The following is a 23666-nucleotide window of genomic DNA, read 5'->3' as shown; positions in this document are numbered from 1 at the left end:
ACTGAACGCCGGTGCGCCCCGCGCCGGTTGGACACCCCGGGTCCCCGTGAGCGGCAGGCCCGGGAGGAAGGCGGCACCACCGTGATCCGCTGGAACGCCGACCAGGACGCCCTGCGCGAGGCACTGGCCCGCTTCGGCGACGACCTGAGCGCCGGCCACATCGAAGGCGACGAGCAGGCCGCCTTCTCCCACGACAAATGGCGCCTGATCCAGAAGACCGGGATCCTGTCCCTGCCCTTCGACGAGGCCCACGGCGGGCTCGGACAGTCCCTGCTGACCACCATGTACGTCCTGGAGGGCCTGGGGCAGCACTGCCGCGACGGCGGCCTCAACTTCTGCGTCACCACCTCCATGGCCTCCACCGGCGTGCCCCTGCAGGCCTTCGGCTCGCCCGCCCTCAAGGAGGCCTACCTGCCGCGCATCGCCTCCGGCGAGGCGATCGGCGCGCACGCCATCACCGAGTCCGAGGGCGGCTCGGACGCCATGCAGATGCGCACCCGCGCGGTGCGCGACGGCGACCACTTCGTCCTCACCGGCGCCAAGACCTTCGTCTCCAACGGCCCCGTCGCCGACGTCATCGTCGTCTACGCCCGCACCCACCCCCAGGGCGGCGCGCTCGGCGTGACCGCCTTCCTCCTGGACCGCGGCATGCCGGGCCTGAGCACCGGCAAGCCCATCAGGAAGATGGGCTTGCGCACCTCCCCGCTGTCCGAGGTCTACCTCGACGACGTACGGGTGCCCGCCGACCGCGTCCTGGGCCGCGTCGGAGGCGGCTTCCTCGTCCTGGACCACGTCATGAAGCGCGAGATCCTCTACTCCTTCATCGTCAACACCGGCGAGATGCAGCACCGCCTGGCCCGCTGCCTGGACTACGCCAAGACCCGGATGTCCTTCGGCAAGCCCATCGGCTCCTACCAGTCGGTCGCCAACAAGATCGTCGACACCAAGATCCGCCTGGAGACCGCCCGCAAGTGGCTCTACGACACCGCCCAGCGCCTGGAGGCCGGCGAGAACGTCACCGTCGACATGGCCATCGCCAAGCTCCTCACCAGCGAGTCCAACCTCGCCACCTCGCTGGCCGCCGTCCAGGTCTTCGGCGGCAACGGCTACATGTCGGAGTACGGGCTGGAGAAGGACGTGCGCAACGCGGTCGCCGGCACCATCTACTCCGGCAGCAACGAGATCCAGTACAACCGCATCGCCGCGATGCTCGGACTCGGCAAGTGAACGCCCTGCCCTCCCCGCCCGCCCCGCCGGCCGCGGCGTTCGGCACCGCCGTCGCGCGGCGCCCGGCACCCGCCCCGCGCCCGGGCCTGCGTCACCTGAAGGTGTGCGGGGCGCGCACCGCCGCCGACGTCGCCCTGCTCGCCGCCGGCGGCCCCACCCTGGTGGGCCTGTGGCACGGCGTGCCCGGGGGACCGGCCGACCTCAGCGCCGGGCGCCTGGTCCGGCTGGCCGCCGCCGCCCACGGCAGCGGCCTGGAACCGGTCCTGGTCACCTTCCTCGACGACGCCGCGGCCCTGGCCCGTCTGGCCGCCGACGCCGGCGTGCGCTGGATCCAGCTCCACGCCTACCAGCCGCCCGCCGTCGTCGCCGACCTGCGCCGGCGCCTGCCCCACGCCGTCCTCGTCAAGGTCCTGCACCTGGCCCGCGGCCGCTGCCTGGAACGCCCCTTCATCCGGGCCTTCGAACGCGCCGGATGCGACCTGTTCCTCCTGGACACCGTCACCGACGACGGCCGCGTCGGCTCCACCGGCCACCCGCTGCGGCCCGCCGACGTCCACGCCCTGCTGCCGCGCCTGAGCATCCCCTTCCTCCTCGCCGGCGGCCTGAACGCCGACAACCGCCCCGCCTACACCACCGTCACCGAACACCCCCTGTACGCGGGCGCCGACATCGACACCGCCGCCCGCGACGGCGCCGGCCGCTTCACCCGCGAGGCCCTCACCGCCCTCACCCGCGCCTGGCACCCGCACCAGCCGTCCCTCCCGCCGCCGTCTCCCGAGGACCCCCGACCATGACCGCCGCCCCCTCCCTGCCCGCTGCCGCGCCCGCCCCCGAAGTCGCGTCCGTCTCCACCCGGTTCCTGGACGCGCTGCTCGCCGCCGACCGCCCCCTGGTCATGGAGATCAAGCTCCGCGACCCCCACGGCGCCGACCTGCTCGGCCCGCGCACCGTCACCGACCTCGTCACCCGCTACGAACAGGCCGGCGCCCCCTGCCTGTCGGTGGTCACCGGCCGCTGGTTCGGCGGCACCCCCCGCCTGCTGCGCGAGGTCACCGCCACCACCTCCCTGCCCGTCCTGCAGAAGGACTTCCTCACCCGCCCCGCCCAGCTGGAGGCCGCCGCCGCCCTCGGCGCCTCCGCCGTCCTGCTCACCGCCGCCCTGCTGCCCGCCGCCTCCCTGCGCCGCCTGATCACCGCCGCCCTCGGCCTCGGCCTCACCCCCTTCGTCGAGATCACCGAGGAAGCCGAACTGGAGCGCCTCACCCGCCCCGAGGCGTGCGTGATCGCCGTCAACAACAAGGACATCCGCCGCCGCGAACGCGACACCGGCGACCTCACCCGCTCCCTGCGCCTGCTGCCCGCCCTGCGCGCGTGCGGCACCCGCGCCCCCGTCTCGGCCTCCGCCATCACCGACCCGGCCGACGGCGCCCGCCTCCTGGACGCCGGCTACGCGGGCCTGCTGATCGGCACCTCCCTCATGCGCCAGGGCGATGTGGGCACCTGGACCGCCCGGCTCGACGCCGCCCGCCTCGACGCCGCCCGACCCGAAGCCCCCGGACTCGATGCCGCCGGACCCGAAGCCCCCGGACTCGATGCCGCCGGGCTCGACGCCGCCCGCCGGGCGGTGACCGCATGAGGCACGCCCCCGCCCCGAGCCCCCTGGTGCGCTCACTGGTCCTCGACGCCGACGGCATTCCCGTCTCCGCCCTGGTCGCCGAACCCCCCGCCGGGCCCGCCGCGCTGGCCGGACCGGCCGGGCCCGCCGGTGAGCCCAAGGCCCTGCTGCTGGCCATCCACGGACGCGGCATGCGCGCCGCCTACTTCGCCGGCCCCGCCCACCCGGACACCGACCTGCTCACCCTGGCCGCCCGCCTCGGCTACACCGTGCTCGCCCCCGACCGCCCCGGCCACGGCGCCTCCGCCCGCCGCCTGCCCCACGGCCAGCTCATCGCCGACCAGGCCGCCACCCTGCACGCCGCCCTCACCGACTACGCCCGCGCCCACCCCGTCGGCGCCGGCGTCCAGCTCCTCGCCCACTCCTTCGGCGGCAAGATCGCCCTCCAGCTCGCCGCCCACTGGCCCGACGACCCCGCCCTGCCCCTGCTCGGCGTCGACATCTCCGGCCTCGCCCAGCACTACGCCCCCGGCGCGTGGGACCGGCCCGACGACCTCGCCGGCGGCGGCCGCCTCAACTGGGGCCCCCTGCACCTGTACCCGCCCGGCACCTTCCACGCCGCCCGCACCCTGCTCACCCCCGTCCCCGCCCTCGAATCCCGCGAACTGGCCACCTGGCCCACCCGCTACACCACCCTGGCCGCCCGCGTCCGCGTCCCCGTACGCCTGACCCTCGCCGACCACGAGACATGGTGGCGCCTGGACCCGCCCGCCCGCACCGCCCTCACCCGGGCCTTCCCCGAAGGCCTGGCCCGCCTCACCACCGCCCACGGCGCCGGCCACAACCTGTCCCTGGGCCACGCCGCCCGCCCCTACCACCTGCGCGCCCTCGCCTTCACCGACGACTGCCTCACCCGCACCCCACGCCCGGCCCTCGCCGCCGCCTGACACCCCCACACCCCACGCCCCGCCCCGCGGCGGGGCCCGGTGCCCCGTCCTCGCGGCGCTCCGGGCGTGTCCTGGGGCGTCCGGTTCCGGGCGGTCAGGCCCGGCGGCCACTCGTGCGGGCGTTCCGGGCACGGGGGCACCGGGCCACGCGGCGCCCGTCCCCGGTGGTTCAGGCGGCGCGCTGGCCGTGCAGGAGCAGCGGCACGGCACGGCCCGTCAGCGCCTCCGTGACGCGGGCGGCCTGCGCCGGGGCCATGACCTGCCCGATCCGCCGCACGGGCACGAAACGCGCGCCGGCGGGCCGGCCGCCGGTGACACCGCCGTCGAAGACGAGGCCCAGGCGCTGCGGGTAGCGGTCGGCGCAGGCGAAGTCGAGGGCCAGGACGTGCGTGAGGCGCCGGACCAGGCCGGTCTGCGCGAACAGGTGGCGGGCGGCGGCCTCGTGCGGCGCCTCGTCGGGCCGGGCGGCGCCGCCGGGCAGGATCAGCCCGTCCAGGTGGTCGGGGTCGACGAGCAGGACGTCCCCGCGCACGTTGCGCACCAGGACGAGGCAGCCGAGCCGGCACACGGGCACTTCGGCGTGAAGTCGGGGGCCGGGCAAGGGAGTCACCGTCCTGCTTCGTCGGCGGTGAGGTGCTCGTAGTGCAGGCCCTTGCGCAACAGCTCGACGATGCGCAGCACTTCGGCGGTGCGGGCGGCGCCGAGGGAGATCAGGTAGCAGCCGGTGCGGCGCCCGAAGTCCCAGTCCACCTCCAGGGACGGCAACTTCGCCCCGGCGAGCGCGAGGACGGCCGCCAGGTCGTCGGCCACCAGGGCGGCCTCACGCCGCTGTTCGGCTGTCGCGCGGTCCAGGATCGGCCCCATCACCCACCGGTCCTGCGGTGCACCTCGAACAGGCGCCACGCCGAGAACGCGGCGCAAAACGAGTGGAAGCCGGCGAGTTCACCGCTGGAGCCGCTGCGCAGCCACTGCCCGGTGACCTCGTTGCGCACCCGGTAGCACCGGGCACCGGGGTCCCAGCGGACCCCGTAGCCGCGGAGTCTGGACGACGACACCATGATGGCGAAAACCGTTCCTATTCAGTGAGCAGGAGTGAGTCCTGGACCCACGGTTGATCACTGCGCGCATCCCGAACGGTTTTGGGTGCGCTGGTCGCCCGCGTTCTCGTTGTCCCCGTCCGGCTGCGTGCATCGTGTGCACGGTCCGTGGCGGGGTGGCGGGTTTCCTCGCGTCCCCGGATGCCCGATGGGGCCTGGGCGGTCCGATGCCCGCGACGATCGCTCTGGTCGTCGTGGGGCGGTGTCGTCCGTCGCCGGATCGGGTGTCCGAGGGCGCGTCGCCCGATGGCGACAGCGGCGCTGTCGTGTCGGGTGGTCTTACGGGTGGGTGTCGCGAGCGGTTTCTGCCAGTGCTGCGCGCCCCACCGGGAGGTGTAGGCGGGGTCGACCGCGACGATGACCAGGTCGAGCTCGGCGGCCATGGAGACGAGCCGGGCACGGAGTTTCCCGGTGGGGATGCCGGAGACGAGCTGCCGGAAGCGCTTGCGGCGGCCGTGCTTCTCGCGGGTGGTCTCGGCGGTGAAGTCCAGGTTCTCCAGGCCGATCGACGTGACGCCGCAGCGCTTGGCCCAGTGCAGAAGCCGGGTGATGGCGTGGCGGACCTGGGCGTCGCGGTGGGTGGCGGTGCCGGACAGGTCGTAGGGGAACCGTTGGGGCTCGCCGACCGGGTTGCCGTGCGTATCGAGGTGCCAGCAGGCGAAGTGGTCGGCGTTGGTGTCCACGCCGACCATCCCGGCCGCGCGGGCGGTGGCCAGCGGCATCGTCCGCACGACCGGCCGGGTCCAGGAGGCGTCCAGATACCAGCGGCCACGGTCCACGTCCAGGTGGATCCGGTACGCCACCGCCCGGTTGGCCTCGATGCGGTCGGCCCACTCCTGCCCCCGGTACGGGAATGTCACCTTCGCGGCGAGGACGTACCGGCCGTGCCTGGCGTTCGCCAGATCGGCCAGCGGGGCCGGCAGCTTGATCGACACTTCGCCGTCGGGGGTGACGCGGATCGTCTCGTTCCCGAACCGCTTGCCGGACTCCCCGTCAGCCGACAGGAACCACCGGGCGGTTTCCCACTTCTCCCGCCACCGGGCTTCGGTCAGGTCCGCGGCGGTGAGGTTGTGCCGGGTGTTGAGGAGCTTCCGGCCGCCGCGCACCACGCGCACGCGGCCGGCCTCACGGTCGGCCGCGACCTGTTCGCGGCGCTCCTCAAGGATCGCCAGGCGACGGGTCTTGACGAACCACTCGTGCTTGGAGCGGTATCCGCCGGGCTGCCGCCTGCCACCCTTCTCCCCGATCGGCAGGGACAGGCGGTGGGAGATCGTGCGGATGCCGGTGTCCAGGGAGTCCAGGTGCGCGGCCTGCCCGCGACGCGACAGCGCCCACTGGTCGTGCGTGGCCTTGGTGATGCTCCCGGCCCACCGTGACGACGACACACCGGTCAAATCCCGCTTACGGGCCGCCCACGTGGTCGCCGAGTGATCCAGGCCGTCGGCGCACCGGGCCTTGAGGTCACGCGACGCCAGCGAACCGAGGTGCTCACCGACCAGCCGCAGCACCCTCTCGTCCTCGGGGGTGAGGCCCTTGAGACGGTCACGGACCGTCACACCCGACGGGCCAAGCGAAACGAACGGTACGTCGATCCGCCGCAGCGGCTTCCCGGGCCCGGTCACGCCATCCCCCTTTCCGTCAGCGCCACCACCCTGGCACACGCCACTGACAGTCGCTTCACCGGTCCAACAAGCCGTGATCGAAAACAAACTCACGGACACCCATGCGCACGAAAACGACCTCGATCCCCAGCAGTTCACAACCCCTACGAATTCGCCTCCGCGGACGGCATGGACCCTCCTCTACGTGGAGGAGAGCTGCTGAACCCGACTCGCCTCGTCGACCTCCGGCCGGGCGCAGCCATCCCGGGCCCATGATCCGACAAGGGCCGAATCTCCGCGCCGCGCCGGCCGTCCGCGCCAGGATGGCCGGAACGGGCAGGACCAGCAGAGAGGAAGCCGAGTTGAGCGGCACGATCCACCCGGAGAGACAGGGCCGTTGGCGCGAGCAACGCGGCCGCGCATCCCGCGGACCCGCCCGGGCACCCGGACAACCCGCCCTGCCACCGCTACCGGACGAGCTGCACGACGACGCCCGCAGCCCCGAGGCCCTTCTCGCCGGCCCGCAGAACCCGCCGCCCAACGACCCGCCCACGCCACCGAAGCAGTAAGCACCCCGGCCATCCGGCCGGGGGAGTGGGAAGTCCACGGGGCCGACTTCCCGCTCCGCGCTGCCCCCGGCTGGGCAGGGCAGGGCCGAGGGGTAGAGCCGTGGCGCCGGGCGCCGCCCCCAAGGCCCTTGCCGGCGCGGGGAGTCGACGGGGCCGACTTCCCGCTCCACACCACCCCCGCCCTATACATACAGGCTGCATGTATGTATCGTCGTCGGCGACGGCACGGCCACCAACGGCCGCCGCACACCAGGGGGTTGACGGCATGACGGGGATGGACAGGGCACAGGTCGTGGCAGGGCTCGACACCGAATTCGGGCTCTTCGCCGACCTGCTCGACGCTCTCAAGGACACCGACCGGGACGCGGCCACGCGCTGCGCCGGATGGCAGGTGCGCGACGTCGCCGCGCACGTCACCGCCAACGCCCTCGACTCCGCCGACGGCACCATCGGCACCCGCACCCCCGACGACCAGGCCCGCGCCCTGCGCGACACCCCGCCCCGCGAACTCGCCGCCCTCCTGCGCGAGGCCGCCGCCCGCCTCACCGCCTCCCTCGCCCGCCTCGACGACCGCGTCTGGCAGAGCGTCAACCCCCGCTTCGGGCGCACCGTCGCCAACGGCGTCCTGACCCTGTGGTACGACGCGTTCGTCCACGCCGACGACATCCGCACCGCCCTCGGCCACCCCCGCACCACCGACGGCCCCGGCCTCGCCGCCAGCGAGACCTGGCTGCGCGCCGAACTCCAACGCCTCGGCCGCCCCCACGCCGCCACCGCCGCCGCGCCCGCCGCCGACCCGATGGCCTTCGTCCTCGCCGCCTCCGGCCGCCTGGACCCCGCCCTCATCGGCCTCGGCCACGACGTCAACGTCTACTCCGTACGATGAGGCCATGACGAAGAAGGCCGAACAGGGCGACGCCACCCGCAGACACCTCGTCGACGCGGCGATCGCCCTGTTCACCGCGGACGGCTACGCCGAGACCTCCACCACGCGCATCGTCGAGCGCGCCGGAGTCACCCGCGGCGCGCTCTACCACCACTTCCCCGACAAGCACCGCCTCTTCGAAGCCGCCTACGAGGCCGTCCAGCACGACGTCCACGACCGCTGCGCCCACGCGGCGACCGAGGCCAAGGAAGCGGGCCACGGCGTGATCGGACGGATGCTGGCCGGCATGGACGCCTACCTGACGGCCTGCCTGGAAGCCCCCGTGCGGCGGATCCTGCTCATCGAGGGCCCCCTCGTCCTCGGCTGGGAACGCTCGGTGCGCTTCGGCGACCCCTACTGCGCCCGGCAGCTGCTGCGCGCCTCCCTGGACGGCGCCGCCCGCCGCGGCCTGCTCGCCCCCGGCCAGGCCGAACCCCTGGCCCACCTGCTGTACGGGGCGCTGCACCAGGCGGCCGTCGCCTTGGCCACCGCCGCCGACCCGGCGGCCGAGCGCGAGGCGATGAGCCGGGCGGTCGCCGACCTCGTCACCTCCCGCCTGCCCGCCGAGGCCGCCGCCGGGGCCGGCTGAAAGGCCTGAAGCAGGGAAGGCCCCCCCGGGGGGCTGCGTGATCTCGAACCGGCCGGCTCGGGACAGGCCATGGGGCCGCTCGGCGAGCCGGGGCGCCGGGGCCCCGAGCCGGGGGCGGCAGGACCGGAAAGGCGTCGTGCCGAGGCTGGCGCCGGGGGTCGGGCCCGGCCGCCCGGCGGACCGCGCCGAACGGGCCTTGGAACGCAGGGCGTTGCCGCTCGGCTTGACGTTCAACCTTCGCAGAGATCTGTCAGGAGGTCGCTGCCTGCCACGTCCATGAGGTGCGGCGGGGGCGACCGTCCAACTCGCCCCGGCCAGTGCACCAGAGGAGCACTTCGATGGGGGCTCCGGGCGGGGCGTCGGGAAAGAGGCGGCGGAGCACGCCCTCGCACAACGGTTGCGGTGGCAGCCACGGCACGCCCAGGCCCTGGGTGATGTCGTAGGTGTGAAGGAGAATCTCGGCAACACCCATCGACGCGAAGCCGGCCGGGTCACAGGCGCCCCAGTGCCAGGCCCGCACCTGCGGGTCAGCCGTGACCAGCGCACTGCTGAGCAGTCCCGCGCAGGCGGTGACCACTTGGAGCACCTCTCGGGGGGAGGTATCCGGGGGGACCGTCAGATCAAAAGGCAGGTAGGCATCGGCGGGGCAGGCTGCCACCTGGCCGGCGTAGGCCAGCAGGTCGTGCGCCACGTGGACAGCCGTCTCCCGGCAGGTCCAGTCAAGCGAATCCGCTGAGACCGCCCAGTTGTCCGCTGTGTGCGGGCCGAGTACCCGCACCATCTCGGCCACGGCGCCATCCACATCCCGGTGATCCATACCTCGCCTCTCGGAGCTGGTGCTGTGACGCGAGCAGTTCTACCTGATCCGTCCAGGTCATCCTGGCTCAGGCTGGTCAAGCTGTGCGCCTGGGTTCGGTGCCCTTCCGGTGGTGGGCGGGCCGGGCGTGTGCCCCGCCGGTGGCGAGGACTTTGCCCCATCTCGTAGCGGGCGGCGGGCCGCTGGTTCTTCGAGCCGGGCGGCCGGCCCGGGCCGGTGCGGGCTGGTTTCGGTGCACACGCCGGTGCGGGGACCTTCGTGTGGAGGCTCCCGAACCCGCGCCGGACCGGGCGGGGTGAGTTTGTTCGGTTCCGCCGGTCGTTCCCAGGGTCGGCGGAGGTCGGCGGAGGTCGGCCGAGGTCGGCGACCGGTGGCCGGTGGCCGGTGGCCGGGCGAGGCGGAGCGAGCCTACTGACGTCGAAGATCGCCAGGAGAGTGGCCGCAGAGCCTGGTCACCGGCTCGTCGTGTCTCACCCAGTGTTGTTCCTGATCATGTTTCGTCTCAAGAGTTTCCCCCTCCGGGGCGGCTTGCTGACGTTTGCCTGGCGGCGGAGCTGCCGTTGTGGCTTGCTCGGACCAGTACGAGCCGGCGCTTCGGGAGGGTCGGTGGGTGTCGAGGGGCCGGGGCAGGAAGCGGGGGCTGTCCAGGCAGGCCAGGACGCGGGGGGCGGTGGCGTCGAGGAAGACGATGAACGGCCCGCTGCAGTCCGGGGTTTGAACGACGGCGACGCGCAGGGCCCCGTCCCCGGCCTGGCGCAGGATCGCGAGGGACTCGGCGAGGCCGAGCGAATAGAGGCCGCGTTCCAGGATCCTGCGCTCGCGCCGGCTGTAGACGCCGGCGAGCCGCCGGGCGGGGATCAGGTTGGTCCCGACATCGAACGCGCCGCCGGACAGCAGCGCCCGGCGGGCGGGGCCGCAGGCCGGGGTCTGGTCGGTGAGCAGCGCGGCGAGTTCCTGGCGGGTCATGCGCCCACCCTGCCCTGCCGCCGCCCGGCCCGGCCAGCGGGTTTCGTCCCCGGCCATCCCGGCCGCGGGGCAGGGGCCGCTCCCGGCCCGGACTCGTGCGCCCCGGGGTGGGGGAGTCGGGCACCCGGCGGTGGGGTTGGGTGTGTCGGGGAGGCTGGGGCGGGTGTGTGGGCACGGGTTCGTCGCGGCGCCCCGGGGCGGGCGGTGCAGCTCGGAGGCCGCGCGGGGTGGGGAGACGGGTGATCCAAAGCGCAAGGAGCAAACGGGAGTTGGGCCCCCGGGACGCCCGGGCGCCGGCCGGGCGTTCCGGGGGCCCGGGTCAGGCGGCCACGGGGGAGGGGGACTTGGCGCGGGCGGTCATGCCGGTGACGAGCTGGTCGCGGATGCGGGCGGGCATGGCGGGGGCGAAGCGGGCGAGGTAGTGGGTGAGGTGGGTCTCGTCGCCGGTGAGGAAGGGCAGGTCGAAGACGAGGAGTTTGCGCACGGCGAGCAGCGGGACGGGCGCGCGCAGCGGGCGGAAGGCGGGGTTCCACAGGCCGCCCTCCTCGCAGACGGGGTGGAACTGGCCGATCATCAGGCCCTGTTCGACGAAGTCGTCCTTGGCTTTGCGCTGGAGTTCGTCCAGGGTGGTGGAGTCGGCGGGATCGAGGTGGGGCAGCAGGAGCAGGATGGTGAGCAGTTCGCGTTCGGACTCCTCGGTCAGGCCGTCCAGGAGGGTGTCGTACCAGGTGCGCAGCCCGGCGACGAGGGCGGGCAGGTCGCCGTCGTCCTGGCCCTCGATGGTGGCGATGTGGAACAGGCCGCGGCGCAGGGAGGGCTGGGTGTAGGGGCAGACGGGGCCGGTGCGCCCGAGGTCGGGGTGGGAGGCGGTGAGGAAGGCGCGGCTCCAGGCCAGGACGCGGGCGACCTCGGGGCGCTCGGCGCCGGCGCCGGCGTCGATCTCGGCGGCGGAGTGGACCCGCAGGACGGCGCTCACCTGGGCCCCCGCCACATCGGGCGCAGCCGGGGCCCGCCGCCGGGCAGGGCGATGGCCTCGCCGAAGCGGGTGAAGCCGTGGGTGGCGCACAGGTGGGCGCCGCCCGGGGAGCTGGTCTCGGCGTAGGCGGCCTGGCCGTCGGCGTCGATGCGCGCGGTGACGGCCGCGAGCAGGGCGGCGGCGGTGCGGGTGTGGCGGGTGACGGGGCGCACGCCGATGAACGCCAGGTAGTAGTGGGGGCGGTGGACGGGGTGGCGGCGCTGCTGGAGGCGGGTGATGGCGGCCAGGCGGTGGGCGGCCTCGGGGTGGGCGGCGGTGTCGACGGCCCGGTCCAGGGCGCGGGCGGCGCCGGTGTCGCGCCGGGTGGGGTTCTCCCACACGCCGGGGGGCAGGAACAGCAGCGCGCCGTCCAGGGCGTCGGTGGTCATGACGCCGTCGTGGGCCAGGCACTGGGCGAGGTGGACGCGGAAGAAGGCGGGCAGGACGCGGGCGCGGTGGGCGCCGTCGGGGAAGGCCCAGCGCATCAGGGCGTCGTCGTGGAAGGCGGCGGCCAGGGTACGGGCCAGGGGTTCCTCCTCGCCGTCGCGCGCGGGGCGGACCGCGGGCGGGGGCGGGGGCGGCGGGGTCAGGGGGGCGAGCGCGGCGGCGCCGGGTCGCAGGGTGGCGGTGGTCAACGGACACACTCTCCTCGGCGGGATCGGTAGACGATCGGCGGGATCGGTGGACAAAAGGGCTGCGCGGGGGGAAGCCGGTTCAGGCGCGGGCGAGTTCGCTGACGCGCGCGTGCAGGCGCGGCAGGTAGTGCTCGGCCTCGGGCTTGATCAGGACGCTGCGCAGGATCCGCGCCCCGTCGGCGTCCGCGAGCGCGCCGGGGTGGCGGCGGGTGAAGTCGGCGGCGTCCACGCGCAGCAGGCTCAGGTAGACGGGGTCGTCCTCGGCGCTCATCCCGGCGCGCAGGACGCGTTCGCCGGCGGCGTCGGTGCCCGCCAGCGACAGCGGGCCCGTGCCGGTGGGCAGGTAGGTGACGATGTCCAGGTCGGGCTGCTGGTAGAGCGTCAGGTCCGGGCTGTCCCGGATGAGGTCGGCCCAGGCGAGGGCGGCGCGGCGCCCGCCGGCCAGGACGGCGCCGAAGCCGCCGGGGGTCAGCGGCAGGAGCTGCAGGGTCAGCCACAGCGCGGCCGCCGAGGCGCCGGCGCGTGAGCACTCCAGGCTGATCTCGCCCAGGTGCAGTTCGGCGTCGGTGAAGTAGGTGTAGGGCGAGTCGTGGGCGAAGTGGCGGCCGATGGCGGGGTCGGCGAACAGCACCGCGCCGCAGCCGTAGGGCTGCAGGCCGTGCTTGTGGGGGTCGACGGTCACCGAGTCGCAGCCGCCGACCGCCCGCCAGGGCCGCGGGTCCAGGCCCAGGGCGGCGGCCTGGGCGGGGTCGGCGGCGAGCAGCGCGAAGAACCCGCCGTAGGCGGCGTCCACGTGCACCCGCGCCCCGTAACGGCGGGCCAGCGGCAGGATCTCGTGGACGGGGTCGACGGCGCCGAGCCCGGTGGTGCCGGCGGTGACCACCACCGTGCCCACGTCGCCGCCGCGCAGCAGCGCCTCCAGCGCGCCCGCGTCCATGCGGCCCAGGCCGTCGGCGGCCACCGCCACCCCGCGCACCCCCAGGACGTGGCACATGCGGCTGTGCGTGTAGTGGGCCTGCTCGCTGTAGGCCACCGCCCGCCCGGGGTGGCTCTGGCGCGCCACGTACAGCGCCTCCAGGTTGGCGATGGTGCCGCTGCTGGTGAGGTGGCCGACGTGGGCGGGCAGCGCGAACATGGCGGCCAGCGCCGCCACGCACTCGCGTTCCATGTCACTGGTGGCCGGGCCGCCCTCGTAGGCGTGGTTGTTGGGGTTGAAGCGCATCGCCGCCAGGTAGCCGACGACGGCCGCCGGGTGCGGGGGCTTGACCATCTGCCCGGCGTAACGGGGATGGAAGAACGGGTAGTTGTGCTCCAGGCGCTTGGCGAAGCGCTCGAACGCGGCGGCGAAGTCCGCGTCGTCCACGTGGTGCGAGGGGTGCGGCTCGAAGGGCCCGAACCGCTCGCCCCACCGCTCGACGACCTCGGCCGCCCTGCCCAGCCAGTACCGCAGGTCCACGCTCCCGCCCTCCCCTTCGAGTCCCCCCGGATCCCCGCGAGCCGTCCACGCCGGCGCGCGGCTTCCAGCTGCCTGGAGCCGCTTCGAGGGATCCTCCAGTGCTTCCCGAGCCACGGTGACCCGCACGGCGCAACAGGCGCGCAACACGCCCAGCTCGCCGCACCCCGCACCCCGCACACCTGCGACCTGCGCCGCACGGACGGCGCCCGGCCCCAGCGGGACTCCGCCGCCGCGCTAGCGGGCGCTGCTGCAATCGCCCCCGGAAGATCCCGGACCCGAAGCCTCGCACCCCGTCCACGAGTCCGGCCCGCAGCTCCAGAGAAGCCTCACAGACCCGCCGCCCCGGAGGACCCACGATGGTGAGCAGACGCAGGATGATCGGCGCCGCCCTGGCGACCGGGGGAGGAGTCCTGCTGATGCGCACCACCCTGCGCCCGGCCGCCTCCCTCACCCCCGCGGGCCCGGACGCGGCCGACCGCCACGGCCCCGGCCACGTCCACGAGAGCGCCACCCCCACCGGGCAGCCGGACCCCGGACCCGACGCCGGCCCCCGGCTGGCCGGGAAGTTCTCCCTGGCCATGCCCCTGCCCCCGGTGCTCAGCCCCGTCTCCACCGACGGCGGCACCGACACCTACGCCGTCACCATGCTCAAGGTCCACACCCCGATCCTGCCCGGACGCCCCGCCCAGGTCCTCGCCTACAACGGCGCCTTCCCCGGCCCCGTCATCCGCGCCCGCTCCGGGCGCCCGGTGGTCGTGCGCCAGACCAACCTCCTGGACGAGCCGGCCTCCGTCCACCTGCACGGCGCCAGCGTGCCCGCCGACAGCGACGGCGACCCCATGACCCTCATCGCCGCCGGCCGCACCCGCACCTACACCTACCCCAACGACCAGAGCCACGCGAACCTGTGGTTCCACGACCACGCCCACCACGCCGAATCCGAACACGTCTACCGCGGCCTGGCCGGCTTCTACCTGCTCACCGACGCCACCGAAGCCGCCCTGCCCCTGCCCTCGGGCCGCTACGACCTGCCCATCGCCCTGCGCGACGCCCGCTTCGACGCGGACGGCAACCTCGTCTACCGCATGGACGACCCGTTCAACCGCACCACCATCCTCGCCAACGGCCGCCCCTGGCCCCGCGTGGAGGTCGCCGCCCGCAAGTACCGCCTGCGCCTGCTCAACTCCTCCAACCTGCGCTTCTTCTCCCTCAAACTGGAGGACGGCGGCCCGATCACCCAGATCGGCTCCGACGGCGGCCTGCTGGAACGCCCCCACGTCACCGACACCGTCGACCTCTCACCCGGCGAGCGCGCCGACGTCGTCATCGACTTCTCCCGATACCGCGTGGGCACCGGCGTCACCCTCACCAACGCCATGCCCCCCGGCCCGCCCGAACACGTCGGCCAGGTCCTGCGCTTCGACGTCACCCGCGCCGCCCACGACCCCAGCTCGGTCCCCGCCCGCCTGCGCACCCTGCCCGCCCTGCCCGAACCCGACCGCGAACGCACCGTCGTCCTGCGGGTCGACGAGGACGGACGCGCCGAGCCCCGCGGCATGATCGACGGCAAGACCTACGACCCCGACCGCGTGGACGCCGCCATCACCCACGGCACCAGCGAAGTGTGGACGGTCACCAACGCCAACAAGGACGTCCCCCACAACTTCCACCTCCACCTCGTCCAGTTCCGCGTCCTCGCGCGCAACGGGCAGCCCCCCGGCCCCGAGGAGTCCGGCCTCAAGGACACCGTGCGCCTGCTGCCCGGCGAAAGCGTGCGCCTGCAGGCCGTCTTCGACACCTACCGCGGCCGCTACCCCTACCACTGCCACCTGCTCGACCACTCCGCGATGGGCATGATGGCCCAGATGGAAATCTCCTGACCCACCCCCTCGAGGGCCGCCCGCGCGCCGGACGGCCCCTCGGGGCGGGCACCGGCGGCTCAGGACGCGCGGATGCCCCGGCCCGGCGCCGGGATCCCCGCCGGACCGGACCGCGCCCCGGCCGCCGCCCTCCACGGCCCGGGCCCGCGCGGCGGTGCCCAACCGCTGCTCATCCCGTCCGCCTCCGATCGACCGTCAAACAGCACGTGCCGTACCGCAGGCGGCCCCTCTCCGCGCCTACCGCCCCGCCCCCGTCTGCGATGCGCTCTGCGGTGCGGCCTCCAGTGCGCGCAGCCCGGCCGCCACGCGCTCCAGGACCTTCGCCCGGTGCGGGTGGTGCGCCGGGACGACGGCCAGCGCCGCCAGCGCCTCCTGGAGCAGCGCCCGCCGCCGCCCGGGCAGGTGCGCGACCTGCGCCGAGCGGCTCGACTCCTCCAGGACGTACGCCAGCCGCGTGGCGTACACCTGCGGGTTCACCGCGAACAGCAGCCGGTAGACGGCCAGTCCGGCGGGCGCGTGCAGCACCCGCCCGTCGTGGCTCAGCAGCCGCATCCGCGCCCTGAGCACCAGATCCCGGTCCGTGTTCATCTCCATCGAGCCCCCTCGTATCGCCCTGCCCCACCCCGCCCCCGGCCCGCACGCAGCACGAGGCGCGCGCCGGCCCCCGAAGGCGGGAGCCGGCACGGAACCGGAGAGGTGGATGCGGACGAGTCTGCGGGTGGGCGCCAGGGGCGCACAAGGCGAAACCCGGGTGCTCTGCGTCCTACCGCAACCACCCGCCGACCTGGCAGGATAGGACTCGCCACACACCCGGGACGGGCCCTGCGGAAAACCGGTTGCCGCCCCGCCGCGCACCCGGCACAGTGATCCCCGACGACGCGATCAACCGCGTACCGCGAATGACGAAGGGGGACTTGGCGATGCACCGCACCTATCCGGGTTCCCCGCGTTATCGCGCGAGCCGTCCCGCCGCGCGCTGAAGCCGCCGCCGGCCCGCCGGGGCCCGCACCGCTTCCGCGGCTGTCTCCGCGCTTCTTTCCGCGCTTCTCTTCTGTGGTTCTTCGGCTCTCCGCGCGTGCCGCGCACGGTAGTTGAGGATCCGTCTCCTTTCTCCGAGGGCGAGCTGGGCACTGGTGAGCCCAAGGGCCTGTAAAGCCCCCGCTTCGGCTGTGGCGGTTCGAATCCGCCCTCGCCCACCTCGCAGCCCCCGCCCCGGCCGGTCGTGTCCGGCGGGGCGGGGCTAGCCTGGGCGCATGTTCGTTCTGGAGCTCTCGTATATTGCCCCGCTGGAGCGCGTCGACGCCCTGCTGCCGCAGCACGTCGAGTGGCTGAACGGCCACTACGCCGACGGCACGTTCCTGGCCTCCGGGCGCAAGGTGCCGCGTGACGGCGGGGTGATCCTCGCGGTGGGCGAGGACCGGGCCGCGGTCGAGGCGCTGGCGGCCACCGACCCGTTCGCGCGCGAGGGCGTGTGCGCCTACCGCGTCACCGAGTTCCTGGCCACCGTCACCGCCCCCGCCCTGGACGCCTACCGCCAGCAGCTGCCCGCCTGAGCGCTGCCGCGCCGTCCGTCCGCCGCGCCGTCCGTCCGCCGGGTCCGTTCCCGGCGGAAGATCGTCCGGATTCGTCCGGTTCCGGCCGTCGTGGCCCCGGGGTGTTCCCGGGGGCGTGTAGTGTGCCCCGTCCCGGTCGCCGGTACGGGGCACCGTCGCGTTCTGGCTACGATCGGTCGCACGGGGCAAGGACGCGCAGGACTGTGGCGGGAGAGAGACGGATGGCACACGCACGGGCCGGCCGGCAGGCCGAGCCGGGTGATCTGGTGGACGTGGCGCGGCTGGTGACGGCCTACTACGCGCTGCACCCCGACCCGCAGGAGGCGGGTCAGCGGGTGGCGTTCGGGACGTCGGGGCACCGGGGCTCGTCCCTGGACGCGGCGTTCAACGAGGACCACATCGCGGCGACCACGCAGGCGATCTGCGAGTACCGGGCGCTGCAGGGGGTGGCGGGGCCGCTGTTCCTGGGCGCGGACACCCACGCGCTGTCGGAGCCGGCGAAGGTGACGGCCGTGGAGGTGCTGGCGGCCAACGGCGTGCAGGTGCTGCTGGACTCGGCCGACGGCTACACCCCGACGCCGGCGGTCTCGCACGCGATCCTGGCGCACAACCGGCGCAGCCCGCGCGCGCTGGCGGACGGCATCGTGGTGACGCCCTCGCACAACCCGCCGCGCGACGGCGGCTTCAAGTACAACCCGCCCAGCGGCGGCCCGGCCGGCTCGGAGGCGACCGGCTGGATCCAGGACCGCGCCAACGAGCTGATCCGCGAGGGCCTGCGCGGGGTGCGCAAGGTGCCCTACGCGCGGGCGCTGGCCGCGGCCACCACCGGCCGTTACGACTACCTGGGCGCCTACGTCGAGGACCTGCCGCGCGTGCTGGACCTGGACGCGGTGCGCGCCGCGGGCCTGCGCATCGGCGCGGACCCGCTGGGCGGGGCGTCGGTGGCCTACTGGGGGCGCATCGCCGAGGCCCACCGCCTGGACCTGACCGTCGTCAACCCCGAGGTCGACCCGACCTGGCGGTTCATGACGCTGGACTGGGACGGCAAGATCCGCATGGACTGCTCCTCCCCGTCGGCGATGGCCTCCCTGATCGGGCGCCGCTCCGAGTACCGGATCGCCACCGGCAACGACGCGGACGCCGACCGGCACGGCATCGTCACCCCCGACGGCGGCCTGATGAACCCCAACCACTACCTGGCGGTGGCGGTGGACTACCTCTACCGCCACCGCGGCGACTGGCCGCTGGACGCCGCGGTCGGCAAGACGCTGGTCTCCTCCTCGATGCTGGACCGCGTCGCCGCCGACCTGGGACGCGAGCTGGTCGAGGTCCCGGTCGGCTTCAAGTGGTTCGTCGACGGCCTGCTGGAGGGCTCGATCGCCTTCGGCGGCGAGGAGTCGGCCGGTGCCTCGTTCCTGCGCCGCGACGGCGGGGTGTGGACCACCGACAAGGACGGCATCCTGCTGGCGCTGCTGGCCTCCGAGATCACCGCCGTCACCGGCGCCACCCCCAGCGCCTACTACCGCGAGCTGACCGCGCGCCACGGCGCCCCCGCCTACGCCCGCGTGGACGCCCCGGCCGACCGCGAGCAGAAGGCCCGCCTGGCCCGCCTGGCCCCGGAGCAGGTCACCGCGGGCGAGCTGGCCGGCGAGAAGGTGACCGCGGTGCTGGCCAAGGCCCCGGGCAACGGCGCCGCCATCGGCGGCCTCAAGGTCTGCACGGACAACGCCTGGTTCGCCGCCCGCCCCTCGGGCACGGAGGACGTGTACAAGATCTACGCCGAGTCCTTCCACGGCCCCGAGCACCTGGCCCGGGTGCAGGAGGAGGCCCGCGCCCTGGTCGGCGAGGTCCTCGGCGCCTGACGCCCCGCCCGCCCGCCGTGCCCCGGACCGCGCCGCCGCGGTCCGGGGCACGCGCATGCCCGCACCTCCGCGCGCGTCCGTACGTACCTCCGCGCCGGGCCGTCCGCCGTCCGCCATCCGCGCGGGGCCGGCGCCGGGCTGCCGGGGCGTGTCCTAGAGGGTGCCGAAGGGCCCCTGCTCGGCGAAGCGGGCCAGGCCCCGGGCGAAGACCTCCGCCTCGCCGGGCGGCCAGGAGGCGAGCGCCTCCTCGATGCCGCCGGCCAGGCGCCGGCGCATCACCTCCACCGCCTCCTCGCCGGCCGCGGTGAGCGCGAGCAGGGTGGCGCGCTGGTCGCGGGGGTCGGCCTCGCGGCGCAGCAGGGCGGCGTCCTCCAGGCGGGTGGCGCGGCGCGAGACGCCGGAGCGGTCGAGGCCGATCTCGGCGGCCAGGTCGGCGGCGCTGCGCGGCCCGAAGCGGGCCAGGCCGCTGAGGACGGGGTAGGTGACCTCGTCCACGGCCTCGCCCAGACCCGCGGTCAGGCGCCGGTAGAGGGCGGTGCGGGCGGGGCGGCGCAGCAGGGCGGCCAGGGCCTCGGCGACGGTGTCGCCGAGCGAGGGGGCGTCCGAGGGAGCGTCCGAGGGGACGGCCGGGGAAGCGTCCGGGGGGACGGGGGAGGGCGGGGCGGGGGACGGGGAGGCGTCGGGGCTGTGGTTCACCCCCCGATCGTAGCGTGCGTGGCGCACGCATTCCGTGTAGAGTCCCCTTCCAGAAAGCGTGCGCGACGCACGCATCTCGGTTTCCGGCCGTCCCGGACCGCGCCACCCCCATGCCCGAAGGAGCCGTTCTCATGACCGCCGCCGCCCACACCACCATCACCGCCGCCATCAACGACCTGCTCTTCACCCCCTCCCTGCCCCTGGAGGACGCCATCGAGCGGCACTTCACCCCCGACTACCGCCAGCGCACCGACGGCACCTGGGCCGACCGCGCCGGCTTCGCCGAGCACATCGGCCACCTGCGCGCCGTCGTCGCCTCCGGCTCCATCGACGTCCACGAGGAGTTCCACGCCGACGGCCGCACCGCCGACCGCCACACCGTCCACGTCGTCAAGACCGACGGCAGCGAGGTCGGCATGGAGGTCTACGTGTTCGGCGAGTTCGGCCCCTGCGGGCGCTTCGCCCGCATCGAGGAGACCACCCTGCTCCTCAAGGGCGCCGAGACCGACCGCGACCTCGGCTCCGCCCGCGCTTGACCCGTCACCGCCGCACCGGGGCGGGGACCTGATCGACCCCCGCCCCCGCCGGCGTCCCCGCGACCACCGCGGCATGCCCCGCCCGCGTGGTCGCCGCCGCCGCACCCGCCGCCACCAGCGCCAGCACGGCCGCCGCCAGCGGGAAGAACCGCCCGCCCAGCACCCCGATCGCCCAGCTGCCCGCCACCCCGCCCGCCGCCGTCCCCAGGTACAGCGCACTGGAGTTCAGCGAGATCAGCAGCGGCGCACCACCCGGATCCAGCGACGCCATCCGGTGCGGCAGCGCCACCGACACCGCCCACCCCGCCAGCGGCGTCACCACCGCGTACACCAGCGCCCCCGCCATGCTGCGCCCCAGCCACGGCAGTGCGGCGAACGATCCGGCCGCCACCAGCGAACCGGTCAGCAGCACCCGGCGCACCCCCACCCGGTCCACCAGGCGCCCGCCCAGCCAGCTGCCCGCCACCGACGCCGCGCCGGTGACCGCCAGCACGGTGCTCAGCCGGCCCGCGTCGCCCCCGGTCGCCCCGGAGAGCGCGGTCGCCAGGTAGATGTAGACGCTCTGGAAGGCGAGGAAGAACACCAGCGTGGTGGCCGCCGCCCCCAGCACCCGCGGGCGCCCCAGCGGTGCCAGGCGCGCCGCGAGGCCCGCGGGTGCGCCGGGCGCGGGCAGGGTGCGCAGCAGCAGCGCCAGCCCGGCCAGCGCCGCCAGGCCCAGCGCCGTGACCAGCCACATCGTCAGCCGCCAGTCGCCGCGCCCCACCCAGGTGCCCACCGGCACGCCGAGTGCGGTGGCCACCGTCATCCCGCCCAGTACGGTGGCCAGCGCCCGCCCGCGCCGCTCGGGCGCCACCAGCGCGGTGGCCACCGCGTTGGCGGCCGGCCTGTACAGCGCCGCCAGCAGCGCGTAGCCGAGCGCGAAGACGGTGACCAGCTGGCCGGCGGCCGGCACGGACACCCCCAGGTCGGCGGCGACCGGGCCGAGGATGCCGGCCACGACCATCGAGTCGGTGCCCACGGCGAAGGTGCCGAGGGCGAGCAGGAGCAGGCGCACGGGCATGGAAAGGAACCGTTCCAATCAAGTGATCAGGAGTGAGTCTTGGACCCAGGTCTGATCACTGCGTGCATCCCGAACGGTGTTGGATGCCCGGCTGGTCGCCCGCGTTCTCGTTGTCCCCGTCCGGCTGCGCGCATCGTGTGCACGGTCCGTGGCGGGGTGGCGGGTTTCCTTACGCCCCCAAACGCCTGGTCCGGCCTGGGCGGTCCGATGCCCGCGACGATCACTCCGGTCGTCGTGGGGCGGTGCCGTCCGTCGCCGGATCGGGTGTCCGAGGGCGCGTCGCCCGATCGCGATGCTCGCGGCATCGTGCCGGGTGGTTGTGCGGGTGGGCGTGGCGAGTGGCTTCTGCCAGTGCTGGGCGCCCCACTGGGAGGTGTAGGCGGGGTCGACCGCGACGATGACCAGGTCGAGCTCGGCGGCCATGGAGACGAGCCGGGCACGGAGTTTCCCGGTGGGGATGCCGGAGACGAGCTGCCGGAACCGCTTGCGGCGGCCGTGCTTCTCGCGGGTGGTCTCGGCGGTGAAGTCCAGGCTCTCCAGGCCGATCGCCCTCACACCGCAGCGCTTGGCCCAGTGGAGGAGCTGCGTGATGGCATGCCGGATCTGGGCGTCGCGGTGGGTGGCGGTGCCGGACAGGTCGTAGGGGAAACGGTGGGGGTCGCCGACCGGGTTGCCGTGGACATCCAGCTGCCAGCAGGCGAAGTGGTCGGCGTTGGTGTCCACCCCGACCATCCCGGCCGCACGGGCCGCGGACAACGGCATCGTCCGCACAACGGGCCGGGTCCAGGAGGCGTCCAGGTACCAGCGGCCCCGGGACACGTCCAGGTGGATGCGGTACGCCACCGCCCGGTTGCCCTCGATGCGGTCGGCCCACTCCTGCCCCCGGTGCGGGAATGTCACCTTCGCGGCCAGCACGTACCGGCCGCTCCTGGCGTTCGCCAGACCGGTGAGCGGGGCGGGCAGCTTGATCGACACTTCGCCGTCGGGGGTGACGCGGATCGTCTCGTTCCCGAACCGCTTGCCGGACTCCCCGTCAGCCGACAGGAACCAGCGCGCCGTCTCCCAGCGTTCCCGCCATTCCTGCTCGGTGAGCTGCGCTGCAGCGAGGTTGTGCCGGGTGCCCAGCAGCTTCCGGCCGCCGCGCACCACACGCACGATGCCGCTCTCGCGGTCGGCGGCGACAGCCGCGCGTCGCTCCTCAAGAACGTGCAGACGCCGGGTCTTGACGAACCACTCGTGCCGGGAGCGGTATCCGCCGGGCGTGCGCTTGGTGCCCTTCTCTCCGATCGGCAGGGACAGGCGGTGGGAGACCGTCCTGATCCCGGTGTCCAGGGAGTCCAGGTGCGAGGCCTGCCCGCGGCGCGAGAGCGCCCACTGGTCGTGCGTGGCCTTGGTGATCGAGCCCGCCCAGCGGGACGACGACACACCGGTCAGATCCCGCTTACGGGCCGCCCACGTGGTCGCCAAGTGATCCAGGCCGTCGGCGCACCGGGCCTTGAGATCACGCGACGCCAGCGCACCGAGGTGCCCGCCGACCAGCCGCAGCACCCTCTCGTCCTCGGACGTGAGGCCCTTGAGACGGTCACGGACCGTCACACCCGACGGGCCAAGGGAAACGAACGGCGCGTCGATCCGCCGCAGCGGCTTCCCCGGCCCGGTCACGCCATCCCCCTCTCCGTCAGCGCCACCACCCTCACACACGCCACCGACAGTCGCCTCACCGATCCAACAAGCCATGATCGAAAACAAACTCACGGACACCCATGCGCACCAAAACGACCTCGACCCCCCAGCATTTCGCAACCCCTCGATTGTTGGACGAACGCGCAATAGTTTGACACTCGTCAAACACTAGAAATTGGTGGATGATTGTCAAACCAACGGCCCGGTGCCGATGCCCCGACCGCCCGCGACCGCCCACCGCCGTCCGTGACCCCTGCGAGGACCCGAGCGCCATGACCGAAGACGAGCGGCTGCCCCAGCCCGCCACCGCCGACCTCGACCTCGTCACGGTCCTGGCCGCCCTCGGCGACCCCGTGCGCATGCGCCTGCTCCTCAGCTACGCCGACGGCGCCGAGCACTCCTGCGACCCGCGCGGCCTGGGCCTGGACCACCTCCACAAGTCGACCGTCTCCCACCACATGCGCGTCCTGCGCGAGGCGGGCGTCACCACCACCCGCGTCGCCGGCCGCAACCGCTTCGTCAGCCTGCGCCGCACCGACCTCGACACCCGCTTCCCCGGCCTGCTCGACGCCCTCCTCACCGCCGCCCCCGCCCCGGCACCCTGACGGGCCCGGCCCCGAACGCGGCGCGGCGCCGGCCACCGTGGTGGTGGCCGGCGCCGCGCGGGTCGGGTCCCGCTGCTGTGCCCGGTCAGCCGGTGGGCAGGGTGGTGCCGGTGAGGGTGTCCAGGGGGGCCCACTTGGGCATGCCGGGCTTGTAGGCGGTGTGGTTGACGGCGCCGTCGGTGCCGGCGGCGAAGAGGTCGACGGTGCCGGCGGAGGCGCTGAACAGCGGCGCCGGGGTCCGGCCGGAGAACTTCCAGTTCCCGAGGGTCTCCCAGGCGCTCCACGGCTTGCCGTTGTTGAACCAGTAGGCGTGGTAGAGGAAGGTGTCGCGG

Annotated in this window: 25 protein-coding genes and 1 tRNA gene; 12 read left to right on the top strand and 14 right to left on the bottom strand. The window is 74.4% G+C overall.

All coding sequences use genetic code 11. The features are described 5' to 3' along the window. Positions 1-81: 81 nt before the first annotated feature. The 4 genes from ACFVSN_RS29155 to ACFVSN_RS29140 are packed head-to-tail and all read left to right on the top strand — an operon-like array spanning position 82 to position 3789. Positions 82-1227 carry an acyl-CoA dehydrogenase family protein gene (locus tag ACFVSN_RS29155; RefSeq protein WP_380445180.1) on the top strand — a complete coding sequence of 382 codons (1146 nt, stop codon included), beginning with the start codon at positions 82-84 and terminating at the stop codon, positions 1225-1227. Beyond that, positions 1224-2021 carry an N-(5'-phosphoribosyl)anthranilate isomerase gene (locus ACFVSN_RS29150; RefSeq protein WP_387956852.1) on the top strand — a complete coding sequence of 266 codons (798 nt, stop codon included), beginning with the start codon at positions 1224-1226 and terminating at the stop codon, positions 2019-2021. The genes ACFVSN_RS29155 and ACFVSN_RS29150 overlap by 4 nt, the downstream gene beginning before the upstream one ends. After that, entirely contained in the window at positions 2018-2863 is an 846-nt protein-coding gene (locus ACFVSN_RS29145) for an indole-3-glycerol-phosphate synthase (RefSeq protein WP_387956851.1), read from the top strand. The genes ACFVSN_RS29150 and ACFVSN_RS29145 overlap by 4 nt, the downstream gene beginning before the upstream one ends. Continuing rightward, positions 2860-3789 (top strand): alpha/beta hydrolase, encoded by a 930-nt coding sequence (locus tag ACFVSN_RS29140; RefSeq protein WP_387956850.1) that lies wholly within the window; start codon positions 2860-2862, stop codon positions 3787-3789. The genes ACFVSN_RS29145 and ACFVSN_RS29140 overlap by 4 nt, the downstream gene beginning before the upstream one ends. A 169-nt stretch (positions 3790-3958) precedes the next feature. On the opposite strand, the gene ACFVSN_RS29135 is transcribed toward ACFVSN_RS29140, so the two are convergent. From ACFVSN_RS29135 to ACFVSN_RS29120, 4 genes are read right to left on the bottom strand one after another with little or no spacing between them, the layout of a single operon-like run. Beyond that, complete coding sequence (locus ACFVSN_RS29135; RefSeq protein ID WP_387956849.1) at positions 3959-4390, bottom strand: NUDIX domain-containing protein; 432 nt, start codon at positions 4388-4390, stop codon at positions 3959-3961. Between the two features lie 5 nt (positions 4391-4395). Then, positions 4396-4653 (bottom strand): hypothetical protein, encoded by a 258-nt coding sequence (locus ACFVSN_RS29130; RefSeq protein WP_387956848.1) that lies wholly within the window; start codon positions 4651-4653, stop codon positions 4396-4398. Next, positions 4653-4847 (bottom strand): hypothetical protein, encoded by a 195-nt coding sequence (locus ACFVSN_RS29125; protein WP_387956847.1) that lies wholly within the window; start codon positions 4845-4847, stop codon positions 4653-4655. Before ACFVSN_RS29125 ends, ACFVSN_RS29130 begins: the two co-directional genes overlap by 1 nt. A gap of 17 nt (positions 4848-4864) precedes the next feature. Beyond that, on the bottom strand, positions 4865-6607 hold the full coding sequence (locus tag ACFVSN_RS29120) for an IS200/IS605 family accessory protein TnpB-related protein (RefSeq protein WP_387956846.1): 1743 nt from the start codon (positions 6605-6607) through the stop codon (positions 4865-4867). Between the two features lie 714 nt (positions 6608-7321). Between ACFVSN_RS29120 and ACFVSN_RS29115 the strand changes: the two genes are divergently transcribed. Together ACFVSN_RS29115 and ACFVSN_RS29110 are read left to right on the top strand one after the other, a co-directional pair. Next, on the top strand, positions 7322-7942 hold the full coding sequence (locus tag ACFVSN_RS29115) for a maleylpyruvate isomerase family mycothiol-dependent enzyme (RefSeq protein ID WP_387956845.1): 621 nt from the start codon (positions 7322-7324) through the stop codon (positions 7940-7942). A 4-nt stretch (positions 7943-7946) separates the two neighbouring features. Further along, positions 7947-8570, top strand: a complete 624-nt coding sequence (locus tag ACFVSN_RS29110) for a TetR/AcrR family transcriptional regulator (protein ID WP_387956844.1) — start codon at positions 7947-7949, stop codon at positions 8568-8570. 250 nt (positions 8571-8820) lie between these two features. Here the strand turns inward: ACFVSN_RS29110 and ACFVSN_RS29105 are convergent, their stop codons facing one another. From ACFVSN_RS29105 to ACFVSN_RS29085, 5 genes are all read right to left on the bottom strand, one after another. Then, positions 8821-9351, bottom strand: coding sequence for a hypothetical protein (locus ACFVSN_RS29105; protein WP_387956885.1), 531 nt, complete (start codon positions 9349-9351; stop codon positions 8821-8823). Positions 9352-9795: 444 nt separating this feature from the next. Continuing rightward, the gene (locus ACFVSN_RS29100; protein ID WP_387956843.1) at positions 9796-10353 is read right to left on the bottom strand and encodes a hypothetical protein; all 558 of its coding nucleotides are present in this window, start codon (positions 10351-10353) and stop codon (positions 9796-9798) included. Between the two features lie 319 nt (positions 10354-10672). Further along, positions 10673-11329, bottom strand: coding sequence for a DUF6875 domain-containing protein (locus ACFVSN_RS29095; protein WP_387956842.1), 657 nt, complete (start codon positions 11327-11329; stop codon positions 10673-10675). Further along, complete coding sequence (locus ACFVSN_RS29090; protein ID WP_387956841.1) at positions 11326-12003, bottom strand: hypothetical protein; 678 nt, start codon at positions 12001-12003, stop codon at positions 11326-11328. Before ACFVSN_RS29090 ends, ACFVSN_RS29095 begins: the two co-directional genes overlap by 4 nt. A gap of 79 nt (positions 12004-12082) precedes the next feature. Then, on the bottom strand, positions 12083-13459 hold the full coding sequence (locus ACFVSN_RS29085; RefSeq protein WP_380510454.1) for a pyridoxal phosphate-dependent decarboxylase family protein: 1377 nt from the start codon (positions 13457-13459) through the stop codon (positions 12083-12085). A 356-nt stretch (positions 13460-13815) separates the two neighbouring features. Between ACFVSN_RS29085 and ACFVSN_RS29080 the strand changes: the two genes are divergently transcribed. Continuing rightward, entirely contained in the window at positions 13816-15339 is a 1524-nt protein-coding gene (locus ACFVSN_RS29080; protein WP_387956839.1) for a multicopper oxidase family protein, read from the top strand. Positions 15340-15576: 237 nt separating this feature from the next. Here the strand turns inward: ACFVSN_RS29080 and ACFVSN_RS29075 are convergent, their stop codons facing one another. Next, entirely contained in the window at positions 15577-15933 is a 357-nt protein-coding gene (locus ACFVSN_RS29075; RefSeq protein ID WP_387956838.1) for a hypothetical protein, read from the bottom strand. Positions 15934-16455: 522 nt separating this feature from the next. Between ACFVSN_RS29075 and ACFVSN_RS29070 the strand changes: the two genes are divergently transcribed. The 3 genes from ACFVSN_RS29070 (at position 16456) to pgm (ending at position 18754) form a co-directional block, all read left to right on the top strand. Then, positions 16456-16535 (top strand) — tRNA-Tyr (locus ACFVSN_RS29070). Between the two features lie 57 nt (positions 16536-16592). Next, the gene (locus ACFVSN_RS29065; RefSeq protein WP_387956837.1) at positions 16593-16892 is read left to right on the top strand and encodes a YciI family protein; all 300 of its coding nucleotides are present in this window, start codon (positions 16593-16595) and stop codon (positions 16890-16892) included. A 221-nt stretch (positions 16893-17113) separates the two neighbouring features. After that, complete coding sequence (gene pgm, locus ACFVSN_RS29060) at positions 17114-18754, top strand: phosphoglucomutase (alpha-D-glucose-1,6-bisphosphate-dependent) (RefSeq protein ID WP_387956835.1); 1641 nt, start codon at positions 17114-17116, stop codon at positions 18752-18754. 153 nt (positions 18755-18907) lie between these two features. Here pgm and ACFVSN_RS29055 read toward each other — a convergent pair whose 3' ends face one another. Continuing rightward, complete coding sequence (locus ACFVSN_RS29055) at positions 18908-19321, bottom strand: MarR family winged helix-turn-helix transcriptional regulator (RefSeq protein ID WP_387603406.1); 414 nt, start codon at positions 19319-19321, stop codon at positions 18908-18910. Between the two features lie 260 nt (positions 19322-19581). Here ACFVSN_RS29055 and ACFVSN_RS29050 point away from each other — a divergent pair, with 260 nt between their 5' ends. Further along, positions 19582-19986 (top strand): nuclear transport factor 2 family protein, encoded by a 405-nt coding sequence (locus tag ACFVSN_RS29050; protein ID WP_387956834.1) that lies wholly within the window; start codon positions 19582-19584, stop codon positions 19984-19986. A 4-nt stretch (positions 19987-19990) separates the two neighbouring features. On the opposite strand, the gene ACFVSN_RS29045 is transcribed toward ACFVSN_RS29050, so the two are convergent. Continuing rightward, positions 19991-21046, bottom strand: a complete 1056-nt coding sequence (locus tag ACFVSN_RS29045) for an MFS transporter (RefSeq protein ID WP_387956833.1) — start codon at positions 21044-21046, stop codon at positions 19991-19993. A gap of 18 nt (positions 21047-21064) precedes the next feature. After that, positions 21065-22708, bottom strand: coding sequence for an IS200/IS605 family accessory protein TnpB-related protein (locus ACFVSN_RS29040; RefSeq protein WP_387956832.1), 1644 nt, complete (start codon positions 22706-22708; stop codon positions 21065-21067). A gap of 293 nt (positions 22709-23001) precedes the next feature. Here ACFVSN_RS29040 and ACFVSN_RS29035 point away from each other — a divergent pair, with 293 nt between their 5' ends. Next, positions 23002-23334, top strand: a complete 333-nt coding sequence (locus ACFVSN_RS29035; protein ID WP_380449148.1) for an ArsR/SmtB family transcription factor — start codon at positions 23002-23004, stop codon at positions 23332-23334. Positions 23335-23419: 85 nt separating this feature from the next. Here ACFVSN_RS29035 and ACFVSN_RS29030 read toward each other — a convergent pair. Next, positions 23420-23666: hypothetical protein (locus tag ACFVSN_RS29030; RefSeq protein ID WP_387956831.1), on the bottom strand; the 247-nt coding region annotated here is incomplete at its 5' end.

Source organism: Kitasatospora sp. NPDC057904 (assembly GCF_042887925.1).
Lineage (GTDB): Bacteria > Actinomycetota > Actinomycetes > Streptomycetales > Streptomycetaceae > Kitasatospora.
This window is presented reverse-complemented; position numbering and strand designations above follow the sequence as displayed.